This is a genomic window from Paracoccus onchidii (assembly GCF_028294535.1).
GTDB classification, from domain to species: Bacteria; Pseudomonadota; Alphaproteobacteria; order Rhodobacterales; family Rhodobacteraceae; genus Paracoccus; species Paracoccus onchidii.
Genome location: NZ_JAQBIE010000044.1, coordinates 1 through 14,006, shown reverse-complemented (window position 1 = coordinate 14,006; position 14,006 = coordinate 1). Strand labels below are relative to the sequence as shown.

Here is a 14,006-nt window from a genome sequence, read left to right as displayed (position 1 = left end):
CCCGAACTGGATATGCCGGGCACCATCCCGTCACCCGCGCGCCGAGTAACCAGGCAACGCGAAACCCGAAAATTGTTGAAACGGCACGTCAAGAACCGAAAACAGCTTTTCGACGAAATAGCACAGCCAAGTGCAAGCATCTGCCCGAGACATAAGATAGATACCTGCGTGACGAATATTTCACCATCGTCACCGCAGGCGGCGTTGATTTCGTGAATTCCTTTGCAGAAGATGCCTATAACGTTCCTCCGAACCTTGTGGTCGGGTCCGAAGGCAACGCCGAGTATCAAGTCGGGGATGACGGCTCAACTGTCGTCATGAAGACCGGCGGTGTTTACTTCGTCGATGACAAGGCGGCGAAGCCCGTAGGCATCATGCGCAACATCGGCAAGCGCCCGATCATCGCAGGTGGAAATTCCGATGGCGATTTCCAGATGCTGGAATGGACGATGGCTGGCGATGGCCCGCGACTGGGCCTTCTGGTTCACCATACTGATGGCGAGAGAGAGTTCGCCTATGACCGCGACACGCCTTTTGGCAAGCTCGTGGACGGGCTCGAGCAGGCCGAGGATCGCGGATGGCTGCTGGTCGACATGGCACAGGACTGGAAAGCCGTCTGGACCGGCAGCCGGTAAAGCGGGTGTCCAACATGGCCAGACGACCCAAGGCGCATTGACCGAAGATTTCAACCAGAACAAGAAAAAGGAGACAGCTTCCTATGTTACGATACAGAACGACATTGGTGTTTGCCGCCATGATGGCTGCGGGCACCGCCTTTGCGCAGGACAGTGCCGGGGATGAGAGCGGCAAGCCCAACATTCTCGTCATCTTCGGCGACGATATCGGCCAGACCAATGTCTCGGCCTACAGCTTCGGCGTGATGGGCTATGAGACGCCCAACATCGACAGCATCGCCGAAGAAGGGTTGATGTTCACCGATTACTATTCCGAGCAGAGCTGCACCGCCGGCCGGTCGACTTTCATTACTGGCCAGTCGACGCTACGGACGGGTCTTTCGAAGGTCGGGCTGCCTGGCGCTGATGTCGGAATGCGCGCCGACGACGTCACGATCGCCTCGGCGTTGAAGGATCTAGGCTATGCCACCGGTCAGTTCGGCAAGAACCACCTTGGCGACCGCGACGAGTTTTTGCCGACGGCGCACGGCTTCGACGAGTTCTTCGGTAACCTCTACCACCTGAACGCTGAGGAAGAGCCGGAACGCCGCAACTACCCGCAAGACCCAGCATTCCGCGATAAGTTCGGACCGAGAGGTGTTATCCGTTCGTCCGCCGATGGCGAGATCGAGGATACCGGTCCGCTGACACGCAAGCGCATGGAGACAGTCGACGAAGAGACGGCCGCTGCAACGATCGACTTCATGCAGCGCCAAGTGGATCAGGAGACTCCGTTCTTCGTGTGGTTTAACCCGACACGGATGCACCTCTACACCCACGTGAAAGATGAGAACCGCAGCGAGCCCGGATTGACGGCTTTGACAGAATATGCCGATGGCATGATCGAACATGACGCGAATGTCGGGCAAGTCCTGGACGCGCTCGACGATCTCGGCATCGCCGACAATACCATCGTGATCTACACGTCGGACAATGGCCCGCACAAGAATTCCTGGCCAGATGCCGGCACCTCGCCGTTCCGCAGCGAAAAGAACACGAACTGGGAAGGCGCGTTCCGTTCTCCGGCCGTGATACGCTGGCCGGGACGGATTGCGCCCGGCACGGTCAAGACGGGGATCTTCTCGGGTCTTGACTGGTTTCCGACACTTCTGGCCGCAGCTGGCGACCAGGACATCACCGATCGTCTCCTCGAAGGAACAACCATCGACGGCAACGAATACAAGGTGCATCTCGACGGTTACAATCAGCTGGACTACCTGACCGGCGAAACAGATGAATCCGCGCGGAACGAGTTCTTCTACTTCAACGACGATGGCGCGCTCGTTGCGATGCGCTACGAAAACTGGAAGGTTGTGTTTCAGGAGCAGCGCTCGAAGGGCACACTGGGGCTTTGGGCGGAGCCGTTCACCCCTCTACGGATGCCCAAGCTATTTGATCTGCGGGCCGATCCGTTCGAGATCGCGGACGTGACCTCGAATACATACTGGAACTGGGTGCTGGAGCATGCTTATCTCTTTGTACCAGCGCAACAGGAAGTGGGACGGTTCCTAGGCACTTTCAAGGACTTCCCCCCTTCTCAACGTGCAGCGAGTTTCTCCATCGACCAGATTCAGGATGCGCTGGAGCAGAGCTTCAACGCGGTCACCAAATAGAAGCTGAACAAAGGTGGCTGCATGTGGTTCTGAAGGTCACAGGCTGGCAATAGAGTCAGCCTGTGATGCGTTGCCCTTAAATTAGCTTTGCCTTTATTCTTGGGGAGTGGGCAAATCTTGTGAGTCATGCGGCTGCTCTTTGGTAGGCGGCGGTTGATTCTGTCGCAAACCTTTCTGGCTGTCGGACTGACCCGATCTGATGATACAGTTACGCTGCGATCCCGGCGATGGTGGCCACGGCAGAATGGAAGGCCTTGACCCCATCATCGGAGCGGTGGTCCTGTTCGAGTATGTTATTCAAATATTTGACCTGTCGGATCTCAATGGTGCGCCCGCCGCCGGTGGATTTCAGGCTCACGTTCACCGCCTGCTACCCTGCGAGGTCGGCGGCACTCTTGTCGATGACGATCCGGTCCGGCACACCGTTCGTGCCGATCGCTCGCTTGAAGAACCACCGTGCGGCAGCCAGATCGCGGCGCTCAGCGAGCATGAAATCAAGGGTTTGCCCATCGCGGTCCACAGCTCGGTAGAGGTAGGTCCAGCGCCCCTTCACCTTGATGTAGGTCTCGTCCATCCGCCAGTATCTCCTCGAGATCACGATAGGAAACAGCATAGCGCAGATAGAAGAACACCGCGTGTAGGATCGCCGCCTTCGGAAAGTGTACGCCTTTGAAATTGATCACGCCGCAAGCCCCTCGCCAACTACCTGACAAAGTTGACCTATGAGAAGAAGCCACAGAACCGGAAACTTTGCGACAGAACCAAAGGATCCTGTCGGCTGGCTCAAATCGCATGGTGGAATTCTCTTGACCGGGAAGGACCCGTTACCGAAGTCTAGAACCTATTGATGGTTGGAATCATTGTGATGTAATCGCATTAAGCGACGTAGAGGTGGTCTATGACAAAAATATACATGGCGTATGATGACAACAGTGGGTCCCCGCTGAGCGCCGGTGGACGTACGACTACGACGCTGGAATTCGACAATCCTGGAGATGTCATAGATTTCTCCAATGGTAGCCCGCCAGGGGGTGTTGGAACCGATAATGTATCCCCCAGGGACTATTCGAACGGGATAACTTATAATCAAGATACAGGGCAATGGATTGCTGCAGCAGCAAGTGACGGAATATACGTATTCAATAGCTTTGAGGAATATTCTTCAAACAACGCCCCTGCGGAAAAGTATGATTACAGATCATCCGCAGTGACATTCAATAATGGATTCACATATAATTCAAGCGATGGTTTCTATTATGCGGCGAGTTCAAACTCAGCCGGTGTATTTAAATTTGCATCCTTGGATGACATGGCGTCCGTTACATCCGATGAGTTTCTACCGTATGTGACAGGCGGGCTCAACTACTCCAATGGGATTGAGTATAACCCGTCTACAAATACCTGGTATGCAGCAACAGATAACGGTTTGAATTCAAAAGGCGCTTTGTACGAGTTTTCCAGCTTGGATGACCTGCTGGCAGGCCCCAGCTTGGCACTAAACACTTGGCAGTATGATCGAAATATTGTCAGCTATGAAGCGGGTATTGCTGCTCTTTGCTTCTGCAAAGGAACTCTGATCGAAACCATCAATGGCGATGTGGCTGTTGAGAAACTTCAGCCTGGTGACGTCGTGCATACCGTTTCTAATGGTCGGTCTGAAATAGTTTGGTGTGGGTCAAGTATATTCAGCAAAGAGGCCGCCGAGAAGAACGATTTGATACCGGTAAGGATTCCGAAGGGTGCCTTGGGAAAAGATTTACCGAATCAGGATTTGTATGTCTCCCCTCAACACCGTATTCTTACTGCGTCTCGCATTGTCGAGCGGATGTTCGGTGTAGGCGAGGGGCTTATAGCCGCCAAAAAGTTGGTCGGGCATAACGGAATAAACTACAATTTTAACGGCAACGAATTCGCGGAGTATTATCATATCAGACTTGGGCGTCATGATGTGCTTTTAGCCAATGGCTGCCCTACTGAGAGCTTGAAGATAGGTAACCAGACTGAGAGATCTCTTTCGCAGGAATCTCTTTACATATTAAAAGACTCTCTGAAATCTGCAGGCCTTCCTTATGATGTGGATGAGGCACCTGCCCGTTTCTTGATAGTCGGCAATAAGGCAAAGTCCTTGGTTGACAGGCATGCAAAGAATGGAAAGTACATGCTTGAATCAGGGGTAGTTAAAACCATGATATAATATATCCGATTGAGTTTTTTTATTTGACAACGCTTTCTGAAAGAATCTGAGATGGCAGCATATAACGATAGCAACATTGGTGACGTCGATCCGGGCGCTGACAACTATTGGACATTTGTAACGGGCGAGGCAACTTCGAATAATCCGGCATCGCTCGTTGGCTACAGCTTTGATCCCATGGAGACATATGAGACCGCCTTGACTGTCCGCGACGGAGCGGGGAGCGCGGCCGCCGGGGATGGCGACTACATCCTGGATGCGCGCAACTCGTCAAGCTTCCATCCAAATGACGGGGTGGCCTTTGGCGGCAACGCATATCATGTTGCCCGAAACTGGATTTTCGAGGCAGAAGTCCGATATGCAGGTCAAACAGATACTGTCACGACGACGGTCGTCGTGTCGCGCATTGCAGACACGGACAATGACACGTCGGAGCCGCTTCACAGTACTGCGATCGTACGTTTTCGAGACGGACAGATTCAGAATGTATTCAATGGCCCCGATGGTGCAGGTTACCCGCTGAACCAGATAGAGAGCGTTACTTTGACCAGCCTGGTCAATGAGCAGTCACGTATCAATATCGGTAACCAGTATGATGATGCCTTTCCCGTGCTGTGCTTCGCTTCAGGGACACAGATCAATACGGATCAGGGCGATCTGGCGATCGAAAAGTTGCGGGTCGGAGACAAGGTAAGGACCCTGGACAGCGGGTATCAGACAATCCGCTGGATTGGTGCAACCAAAGTTTCAACAGACCATCTGGCCCGACATCGGAAGATGAGACCAGTTCGAATTCGCGCCGGCTCATTGGGACCCTGTCTTCCGCGGAGAGACCTGATCGTAAGCCGCCAGCACAGAATCCTGATCCGAGCAGACATTACGCATCGATCGCTTGGCGCGCGGGATGTCCTTGTCCCGGCGATAAAGCTGGTCACCTATCCGGGAATTGATATTGCCGAAGACGTTGAGAGCGTTACCTATTGGCACATGCTTCTCGACCAGCATGAAGTAGTTTTCGCTGATGGCGCCCCGGCAGAGAGTCTGTTCACCGGACCAGAGGCCCTGAAAGGCCTTTCCGCCGCCGCCCGGCAAGAAATTCAGACGCTGTTTCCCGAAATTTCATCCCCGGAATTTACGCCGCAATCGATCCGCCCGGTAGTCGAAAGAAAGCATGCGGTCATGAAGCTTCTGGATGAGCATTTAGAGGCAAATTTGTCCCTTAGCCATCATGATTGCAGAGCGTGAAACCCACAGAATTCATGCGACAGAACCCTGAAGACCCTCAAACGCGCAATGTACGGTCGCGCCGGTCCAGAATTGTTGCGGGCGAGAATGCTCCCATTCCGCCACACAGATTGAGGATGACCCGATTTAAGGGCAACGCGACACCAGCTCGTCAATGATGAGCAGCTTGCATCCAGTCATTTTTTTTGGGAAGCGCAGCAGACGGCGCTCGTCGCGGGCCTCCATCATCTCGCTGACCAGGGCCGCGGCTGTGGTGAAGCCAACCGAGAGGCCCTTCTGGCAAGCGGGCAGCCCGATGCCGAGGGCGACATGGGTCTTGCCAGTGCCGGACGGGCCGAAGGCGATGACATTCTCGCACCGTTCGATCCATTCGCACCCGGGCCGGCTATCGGACATGGTCCAGCCCTTCCGCCGCGCATTGGCGGGCCAGCTTCTGATGCTCGCGCAGGAACGTCGGCAGTTTCAGCGCCTTGAGATGATGGGCGAGCAGGATTTCCGGGGCATCATTCATGCCGCATCCTTCGCATCGCCCGACATCAGCCGCATGTAAGACCCGGCCCTTGTCTTCTCGACCGTCGCCTTCGGCAGTTAGGGATAGCAGTCGAGGTCCAGTTGCGACAGAACCGCCGACAGTATGCTCAATAAGGCATTTTCAGCGCGAGACATCGGCCATCGCCTTCTCGCTCGAACCGGAAGTTCCGTCGCCGAAGTCCTCGTCTTCCACTTCCATCCTGCGGCCGTGGCGTTCTGCGCGTGTCTTGCGCCAGTCGTCCAGACCTTCGTCGCGTCCGAAGTAGACGGTGCTGCTGGGAAAGGCGAATGCCGAACCTGCATTGTCCACGATCCGCATCATTGCCAGGATCAGATCTTCCTGCACTGCCAAGAATTCGTTCCAGTTTGAGGTCAGGACATTGGCGCGAACCTCGATGTTGATCGAGGAATCCCCGAACCCGAGTATGCGGACGCGGGGCATTCCGGCCTCGTCCTCTTCGACCAGTGGGTGAGCGGCGATGTGCTTGCGCAATTGACCGATCAGCCACTCGAACTGGGCCGGTGAGGTTTCGTAACGCAGCCCGATCACGTGCAGGAACAGGCACTTGTCGCGGGCCGAATAGTTCGTGATGTGCATCTTCGCCAGATCGGCATTGGGCACCGTGGTCAGCGTTCCGTCGAGACCCCGGATCCGACTTGACCGGGGGCCGATCTGCTCAACGACGCCCGTAGCGCTGCCATAGAGGATGAAATCGCCTACACGAAAAGGACGATCTGCAAAGATCGACACGCCGCCGAACAGATTTTCGACGGTCGATTGCGCGGCAAGAGCAATCGCGAACCCGCCGACACCCAGACCGGCCACCAGGCCAAGTGCCGGAATGCCCATGTCGTTGGCACCCCAGACCAGAACGGCCATCGCGGCAATGAGCGAACCCACCCGTGCCAATAGGCGCAACAGGTGGGCGTCGTAGCTTTCGTCCGGGATTGCGGGCAGGGCGATGATGGCTTCGACGAACAGAAACGCCGCCAGCCACGCCGCCCAGGCAAGGCTTATGTAGAACAGCCCCGCGCTCCATAGATCCACGGCTTCTGCAAAGCCGCCGGACAAGTTGACCTGGACCGCGGCAATCTTCTGCGCACCGGTGACGAGGGCCGCAAGCAGGAGGGGTGTGGTCAGCCGAACGGCAAGCCGCCCGAGATCGCCCAGCGGGCCACACAGCCGCGAGACGATACGGCCCCAGGACATCACGATCAGGAACAGGGAGATCCAGATGAGGACGGTGACCGCGACCTTCCAAAGTGGCGTGCCGAAGATGATATGCTGGAAAGACTCCGGAAAGGTCCGGAGCAGGGCATATGAAAATAGCGGACCGGACCCAGTGATCTGTTCATGGCGCCAATTGAGATAGCGCACGGGTTCACGCGGCGGCAGGTCAATAACCTTGGAGTGAAATTCGGGAAGTCGCCGGACCGTTTCTGCCGAGAACAGGTAGTTTCCCGCCTCCTCGCCTTCTTCGATCTGTCGGATCGCGATTTCGGTATCCGGGATGCGCCACACAGCCGGGGCGTCGTTATCGTCAGGGACATCCTGAAGGTCGATTTCGGGCAGTCGTGGTAGAATGTCCATCAGCAAGGTCACCGATGCGCCGCCGACCTCGTGTTGCGTGGCTGGCGGTGTCTCGGAAAGATCGAACAGCCGGATCCCCCGGCCCAATGTGTCGAATATTTCCCGCGCCCCTTCGCGCGACTTGGCCGCGCGGTAGCTCGCATAGGCCTGTTCGACTTCGCCGGCAATCTGTCCAAACGACGCAATCGTCGCGCGCGGGCTGGATCGGTCAAGAGGTGCAAGAGGACCTGCCTGTTGCGCGGTCGCTGGCAGCGACAAAAGGGCAAGCCCGAGGAGAGCGACAATACGGATTAAGAACATTGACGGCACAGACGTTTGGAACGCATTCAGTAGACACGACTGGTCTGACGATCTCAATACCGCCGGACCGGAAATGGGCGGGTCATTCGGATTCTGCGCTGATAAAGAACGTTTCGGGGCGGATAAAGCTTAGTAACTGTGTCTGTCAGGGGAGTCTGGGCTCCCATTCCTCGCGCAGCATGCGGTTCTCTTTTCGCAGGCGTTCATTCTCGCGAAGAAGATCGGCATCGCGTTCTGGCACCTTCGCCTCGTCCGAAATTGCACAAACCGATCTGCCGAGCGTCGAAAGACCGCCCCAAGATCAGACGCTATCTGACACCGCCAGCCCGCGAGTGCGCGCGATGCGAAGAACCGCATCCCGTTTGAATTGCTCGCTGTGTGTTGCTGCCATATCCTCTCTTCTTTGCTGAGAGCATCGCTCTCAGAAGACTGGAACAAAACCGGGACAGGTCCACAGCTGACCTGGGCGACCCGTTCTTCTTCGAACTCACAACTGTCCCTCTTGAATTTGCCAATTTCAGGACAGTTGCGCCACAAAACGCGAGGCAGAGCTCTATTTCCCGCCTGTCCAGACCGTTCCCCAATCGCGCGCCATATCGACCAGCAACCAATTCCGATCGGCGGCCTGATCCAATCCTTCGGAAAGCTTGCCAATAGGCGTATCGCGATCATAGGCGAATTCCCGTTCGCTATCCGTATGATGGATCAGCAACCCAAGGCTGGGACCCTCCCCGGCGGTGGTCCATTCAAGCATCTGGAAATCCCCGTCCGAATTGCCACCGGCAAGAATAGGGCGCTTGCCGATAGTTCGCATGATACCGACCGGTTTTGCGGCCTTGTCGTCGACAAAGTAGACACCGCCAGACTTCATGACGACCGGCGTACCATCCTCACCGATCTGGTACTCAGCGTTGCCTTGCGAGCCAACGACAAGATTGGGCGGCACGTTATAGGCATCCAGAGCAAACGAACGCACGAAATCCACCCCGCCGGCAGTCACGATATAAACAGTGAAACCCTCATCGCGAAGATATGTCAGCAACTCGACCATTGGTTGAAACGTCATGGCGCCATAGTTCAGCCCCGAAACCGGGTGCTGGGCACTTTCAAGCCAGTCACGGGCATCTGCCTGGAAATCATCGATGCTGATGCCAGAATGACTGACATCAATGACCGAAGACAACCCCTCCATTCCCCCGGCCATGACACCCTGCATATCGCCGTCATTGGCCGCCTTGAGAACATCGCTGTTCAGGATCGACGGGTCGTCAGCCGCCTTTTCGCGCAAGCGGTCAAACGCATAAGCCGCCTGAAAATAGATCGGATGTTCGCTGATCAGCGTTCCGTCATTGTCGAACACGGCGATCCGGTCAGCAACAGGCACAAAGCTGTCTGCGGTGCTGTCGGTGACGCTATCGACGAAATCGATGATCTGGGTCTTGCTGTTGGTATCGTTCCATGACGGCAATGGATCAGCCAGGGCGGGCGCCGCGATTAGAAAAGCATATGCGGAAGTTGAAAGAATGCGATGCATGATCTGCCTCTGATATGGAGAGAAACGGGCCGGGGCGGGACCCGCCACGGCCCGCGATACGCTTTATTGATCCGTATCCAGTGTGATGCCTTTATCCTGCATCGTCCGCTGGACAGCCTGCAAGGCCCGGAAACGGTTGATGGTCATCGGGCCGGTATAGGTTTCGGACTGCAGGGCACGCGGCGGGTAATCCTGATAGGATTGGGCAACCGTCGACAACTGTTCACCAAAGAACGGCATCGCCCAGGTGTTCTCGCGCCCGGTGGTCATGAAAATGTCATAGCGTTCCTGCGGATCTTCCCAAAGATTGAAGATCTGCGGCACGGTGGCGACATATTTCGATGGCCCACGCCAGCCCAACTCGGCGGCCGGACCTTCCGAACCCGCGCGCGCACCATTGTCGCCGCGCAGATTGAACACGGCTTTCCAGTTGTCGACGCGAATTGCGCCGGGCATCAACTCGTCTTCGGTAAAATACAGCCAGGAGGGGCGACCCCATTCCTCTTCATCGACATCCGAGAACAGGATTGGTGCCATGTCATAACTGTCAAAGACCATTGGCTGGTCGTCCCGGTCCTGCTGCGGCAGTTCCACACCAGCGACATGGGCGAAGGTTGCCATAAGATCCAGACCGCCGGCAATTGCGGAAGACTTGGTGTTTGGCGCGATCTTGCCCTGCCACTTGAAGAAAGCCGGCACGCGCCAGCCACCCTCGCGATCAGTGCCCTTGGTCCCACGGAACGGCGTCATACCCGCATCGGGATGCACGTCCTGCCAGGCGCCGTTATCGACGGTATAGACGATCAGGGTATTCTCCTCGATCCCGAGTTCCTTGATCTTGTCCAACACCTTGCCGGTATTGGCGTCCATTTCGACAACCTTGTCGCCATATTTGGACTTCACCTCGGACGCGCCGACAAATTCGTCCGCCGGCAGGTTCGGCTGATGGTTGGCGGCCCAGTTGATCGACATGAAGAACGGCTGATCCAGCCCGGCCAGGCGCTCCATCTCGGCGACGGCCTTTTCGGCCCCGATAGTGTCCAGATTGGCCAGGTCGGACACGGTCATATCCGTGATCGGCAGAACCTCGGTCGCCTTTTCACCTGCGTCCCCTTCCAGAATGCCGATCGTGGCCTTCTTGAAGAATTCGACCTGATCGTCGGTCATTTGCGGATTCCAGCCATCCAACGCATAGGTCATGGCATTCAGGTGATAGAGAAGCACGTTCTCCATCTTGTCATAGCCATGCGCGTTGGGCAGCGACTCATCAGCCTCGCCCAGATGCCATTTGCCCATGAAATAGGTATTGTAATCCGCTTGCTTCAACACCGAGGCAAGCGTCCATTCGGCTGCGGGCAATCCGCCGCCCTGCCCCTGAAAGGCCACTGTGGTCATGCCCGACCGGTTGGGATTGCGGCCCGTCTGCATGGCGGCGCGACCGGGCGTGCAGGATGCCTGCGCATAGAAATCCGTGAACATCATGCCCTCGGCGGCCAGGCCGTCCAGATTTGGCGTATCCATCCCGCGCGCCTTGCCGCCCAGATACGCGCCAAGATCCCAGTAACCGGTATCGTCGGAAATGATCATGACGATATTGGGCTTGGTGCCATAGGTCGGATAGCTGGTGTGATCGCCAGCCTCCTGTGCGATGGCGGGCATCCCCGACATCAGCCCTAACGCCACCATCGTGGCGGTGCGTTTGATCATGTGCTTCTTCCTTGCATGATTTTGCTTTCGTGTCATTGATCCGGTGCCCATTGCGTGACTGTTCCCTAGGAATGGAACCCATCCAGATGCTTTCTGAGGATGGCTGCGATTTCCGTGCCGATCTCATCCGCAAGTGCAGCATATTCCGATGCACGTTTCAGATTGCCATCAGAGCTTTCGCGCCAATGCGCCTCTGCGTCGCAAGCCATACAGAAATCGCTGCAGATCGACGCAAAGTCTGGATCCGACACAAGTAGTGTACGGACCAGCTGCTGATGCCGGGCAAAGCGCGCAAACAAAATGTCTTGACCGTTCACGAACGCCCCTCGGATCCATTCACCAAAAAAGCGTTTCACATATTCGGGCCATCGAATAGGTTCGAACATGTAGCAATAGCTATCGGCCAGGCGTCGTGATGCGGGTTACATCTTGAAACACTTGAACTTCTTGATCCGGACAGACATTCGATGACAGCAGGCGCCGACACACGGAACAGCGGGGTTCCGCTTGACATGCCGGCCATCCGCACCGAGCTGGGCCGATTGCTGGCCGACCCTGATTTTGCCTGCAGCCAGGCCCGACGCCGCATGTTGGCCTATTTGGTGGAAGAAACGCTTGCCGGACGGGGTGATCGGTTGAAAGGCCCGGTTCTGGCGCAAGAGGTCTTTGACCGCGGTGCCGATTTCGACCCGCAATCCGATCCGGTAGTCAGGATCGAAGCGCGTCGGCTGCGCCGGGATCTGGATGTTTATTATGCCTCGTATGCCAGCCGTGCCGATCTGCGGTTCTCGATCCCCAAAGGCGCCTATGCCGCCAGTTTCCTGACGCAGCCGCACCCAGTCCTCACACCCGAAGAAACCGCACCGCCACCGGCAGATATACCATCGGATACTGCCCCGAAGTTGCCTGATCGAACGCCTGCGAATCGACGCAGGCTGATGATCGCCATTGCGGCCTCGGTCGTAGCGGCCGCGATTCTGTTCGCACGCTTCTGGCCGATGGCCTATCAACCGACCGCGAACGCCTCGGCAGTTCCGGCGCTGGCGGTGGCGCGTTTTGTCTCGGTTGGTGCGAACAGGGACGGGGACTATCTATCGCTGGCCATTTCGGACCAACTGGTCAACGAGCTGATGATGTTCCGACGCTTCAGGGTCTTTGCCCTGCCAAATGACCGTAGCGATCTTTCCGAAGACAATCTGACCGCTTTGCAGGACAAATACGGCATCAGGCACGTTGTCTCGGGCACATTGCTTGGCGCGGATAACGGCGATCTGATACGTATTATCGTTCAGTTGCGGGACATGCAGGGTGAAATCATCTGGAGCGGCTCGTTCGATCGCCTGCCCAATGCCCAAAGCATGTTTGAACTGGAAGACGAGCTGTCCAAAACCATCGCAACAACCCTCAGCCAGACCTATGGCGTCATCGCCAGTGACATGTCACGTGCGGTTGACCGCAGCACCTATCCCAGCGACAGCAGTTTTTCCTGCATGCTTCGCGCACATGCCTATCGGCGCGGCTTTGATCCCAAGCTGCGCGATTCCGTGACCGATTGCCTTCAGGCTGCCGTCAGGCGCGACCCGCAGAATGCCGAAATTCACGCGATGCGCGGCTGGCTGGAATTGGATCAGTCACGTTTTCCCGACATCGATGCGGTCAGGCGAAACGCCCATCGCGAAACCGCCTTCGAAATGACCAGCCGCGCCGTCGAACTTGAACCGCGAAACATCACCGCCCTCGAAGCCCATGCCGCCGTGCTGCATAATCGCGGCGACTATGCAGAGGCCGAGGAAATTCTGCGGAAAGCAGTGGCAATGAACCCCGAAGACCCCGAGATCCTGCATCAGCTTGGCTGGCGTTTGGCCGTGCGCGGACAGCTTGAGGAAGGCGTCAGCTATATTCGTCAGGCGATCGACAGATCGGTCGATCCGCCGGCACGATATTTCAACCTGATCGCCATCGGTGATTTCGTGCAGGGCCGATACGCGGAAATGCTGCGATCCGCACGCATCAGCGCGGCCGGCGGCTCGTCGGTCGGGAATGCATTGCTGGCGATTGCCCTGGCCGAAACCAACGGGCACCCGGATCAAGAGGTCGCGCAAGCTCTGAAGCGGATGGGCCAGTTGCGCCCCGAACTGGAACGGGATCCGGCCGCGGTGTTTCGTCGCCATGGCGTGACCGACGAGCTTGTGGGCAAGCTGGTCGCAGGGCTGGAAAATGCCGGCTGGACAAGCCCGCACCCGGCAGAATGATCAACCCGCAGTCGGAAGGTCTTTGTCATGTTGGTGGGCCCTGAGTGCTACGAACCACCGTCACAGTTTTCAGGCGACCAGCTCTGCGGCATAGTCAGCCCAAAGGCTGAACGCGTCAAACCTCGCATGACGGTATGCCCGGGCGGAGAGGTGATGGCGTTTCGGACGGAACAGAGTATCGCTCTGATCGCGGGCTGAGAGGGACCGTTGCGCCTGACCTGGTGTCGCGTTGCCCTTAAATCGGGTGGTTCTGTCGCAAACTTTTCCGAGTTTCGGCATAGGCTGATCTTCGGACAGAATCATCCTGCGAGCTCCGCGAAGATCTGGCATGCGGTTGCGCCGTTTACTGCGATCTGCCCTTTGCG

The 14,006-nt window shown here is 56.8% G+C and carries 10 protein-coding genes and 4 pseudogenes; 6 read left to right on the top strand and 8 right to left on the bottom strand.

All coding sequences use genetic code 11. The features are described from left to right. From PAF17_RS19230 to PAF17_RS19220, 3 genes are all read left to right on the top strand, one after another. A partial coding sequence (locus tag PAF17_RS19230; protein ID WP_271890695.1) for a hypothetical protein occupies positions 1 to 216 on the top strand: 216 nt, incomplete at its 5' end. Further along, positions 213 to 635, top strand: coding sequence for an HAD family hydrolase (locus PAF17_RS19225; RefSeq protein WP_271890694.1), 423 nt, complete (start codon positions 213 to 215; stop codon positions 633 to 635). The genes PAF17_RS19230 and PAF17_RS19225, both read left to right, overlap by 4 nt. A gap of 83 nt (positions 636 to 718) precedes the next feature. Then, the gene (locus PAF17_RS19220) at positions 719 to 2,287 is read left to right on the top strand and encodes an arylsulfatase (RefSeq protein WP_408636449.1); all 1,569 of its coding nucleotides are present in this window, start codon (positions 719 to 721) and stop codon (positions 2,285 to 2,287) included. Between the two features lie 217 nt (positions 2,288 to 2,504). Here the strand turns inward: PAF17_RS19220 and PAF17_RS19215 are convergent. Further along, a pseudogene (locus tag PAF17_RS19215) lies at positions 2,505 to 2,970 on the bottom strand (IS6 family transposase); the annotation flags it as partial. A gap of 215 nt (positions 2,971 to 3,185) precedes the next feature. Between PAF17_RS19215 and PAF17_RS19210 the strand changes: the two are divergent. Next, on the top strand, positions 3,186 to 4,481 hold the full coding sequence (locus PAF17_RS19210) for a Hint domain-containing protein (RefSeq protein ID WP_271890693.1): 1,296 nt from the start codon (positions 3,186 to 3,188) through the stop codon (positions 4,479 to 4,481). Between the two features lie 51 nt (positions 4,482 to 4,532). Further along, positions 4,533 to 5,726: a Hint domain-containing protein gene (locus PAF17_RS19205; protein ID WP_271890692.1), complete on the top strand. Its 1,194-nt coding sequence runs from the start codon at positions 4,533 to 4,535 to the stop codon at positions 5,724 to 5,726. Positions 5,727 to 5,870: 144 nt separating this feature from the next. Here the strand turns inward: PAF17_RS19205 and PAF17_RS19200 are convergent. The 6 genes and pseudogenes from PAF17_RS19200 to PAF17_RS19175 form a co-directional block, all read right to left on the bottom strand. Then, a pseudogene (locus tag PAF17_RS19200) lies at positions 5,871 to 6,237 on the bottom strand (ATP-binding protein); the annotation flags it as partial. 141 nt (positions 6,238 to 6,378) lie between these two features. Beyond that, complete coding sequence (locus tag PAF17_RS19195; RefSeq protein WP_271890691.1) at positions 6,379 to 8,148, bottom strand: mechanosensitive ion channel family protein; 1,770 nt, start codon at positions 8,146 to 8,148, stop codon at positions 6,379 to 6,381. Positions 8,149 to 8,308: 160 nt separating this feature from the next. After that, positions 8,309 to 8,539 (bottom strand): annotated as a pseudogene (locus PAF17_RS19190) (IS3-like element IS1133 family transposase); the annotation flags it as partial. Between the two features lie 162 nt (positions 8,540 to 8,701). Next, positions 8,702 to 9,682, bottom strand: a complete 981-nt coding sequence (locus PAF17_RS19185; RefSeq protein WP_271890690.1) for an HAD family hydrolase — start codon at positions 9,680 to 9,682, stop codon at positions 8,702 to 8,704. A gap of 63 nt (positions 9,683 to 9,745) precedes the next feature. After that, positions 9,746 to 11,389, bottom strand: a complete 1,644-nt coding sequence (locus tag PAF17_RS19180) for an arylsulfatase (RefSeq protein ID WP_271890689.1) — start codon at positions 11,387 to 11,389, stop codon at positions 9,746 to 9,748. 65 nt (positions 11,390 to 11,454) lie between these two features. After that, positions 11,455 to 11,598 carry a hypothetical protein gene (locus tag PAF17_RS19175; protein ID WP_271890688.1) on the bottom strand — a complete coding sequence of 48 codons (144 nt, stop codon included), beginning with the start codon at positions 11,596 to 11,598 and terminating at the stop codon, positions 11,455 to 11,457. 258 nt (positions 11,599 to 11,856) lie between these two features. Here PAF17_RS19175 and PAF17_RS19170 point away from each other — a divergent pair, with 258 nt between their 5' ends. Beyond that, positions 11,857 to 13,641, top strand: coding sequence for a tetratricopeptide repeat protein (locus tag PAF17_RS19170; RefSeq protein WP_271890687.1), 1,785 nt, complete (start codon positions 11,857 to 11,859; stop codon positions 13,639 to 13,641). Between the two features lie 69 nt (positions 13,642 to 13,710). On the opposite strand, the pseudogene PAF17_RS19165 reads toward PAF17_RS19170, so the two are convergent. Next, positions 13,711 to 13,884 (bottom strand): annotated as a pseudogene (locus tag PAF17_RS19165) (IS6 family transposase); the annotation flags it as partial. Positions 13,885 to 14,006 lie beyond the last annotated feature (122 nt).

Coding starts and splice junctions, on each gene's coding strand:
- PAF17_RS19180 (WP_271890689.1), bottom strand. CDS start 11,389: ATGATCAAACGCACCGCCACGATGGTGGCGTTAGGGCTGATGTCGGGG.
- PAF17_RS19170 (WP_271890687.1), top strand. CDS start 11,857: ATGACAGCAGGCGCCGACACACGGAACAGCGGGGTTCCGCTTGACATG.
- PAF17_RS19185 (WP_271890690.1), bottom strand. CDS start 9,682: ATGCATCGCATTCTTTCAACTTCCGCATATGCTTTTCTAATCGCGGCG.
- PAF17_RS19210 (WP_271890693.1), top strand. CDS start 3,186: ATGACAAAAATATACATGGCGTATGATGACAACAGTGGGTCCCCGCTG.
- PAF17_RS19195 (WP_271890691.1), bottom strand. CDS start 8,148: ATGTTCTTAATCCGTATTGTCGCTCTCCTCGGGCTTGCCCTTTTGTCG.
- PAF17_RS19220 (WP_408636449.1), top strand. CDS start 719: ATGTTACGATACAGAACGACATTGGTGTTTGCCGCCATGATGGCTGCG.
- PAF17_RS19175 (WP_271890688.1), bottom strand. CDS start 11,598: ATGGCTTGCGACGCAGAGGCGCATTGGCGCGAAAGCTCTGATGGCAAT.
- PAF17_RS19205 (WP_271890692.1), top strand. CDS start 4,533: ATGGCAGCATATAACGATAGCAACATTGGTGACGTCGATCCGGGCGCT.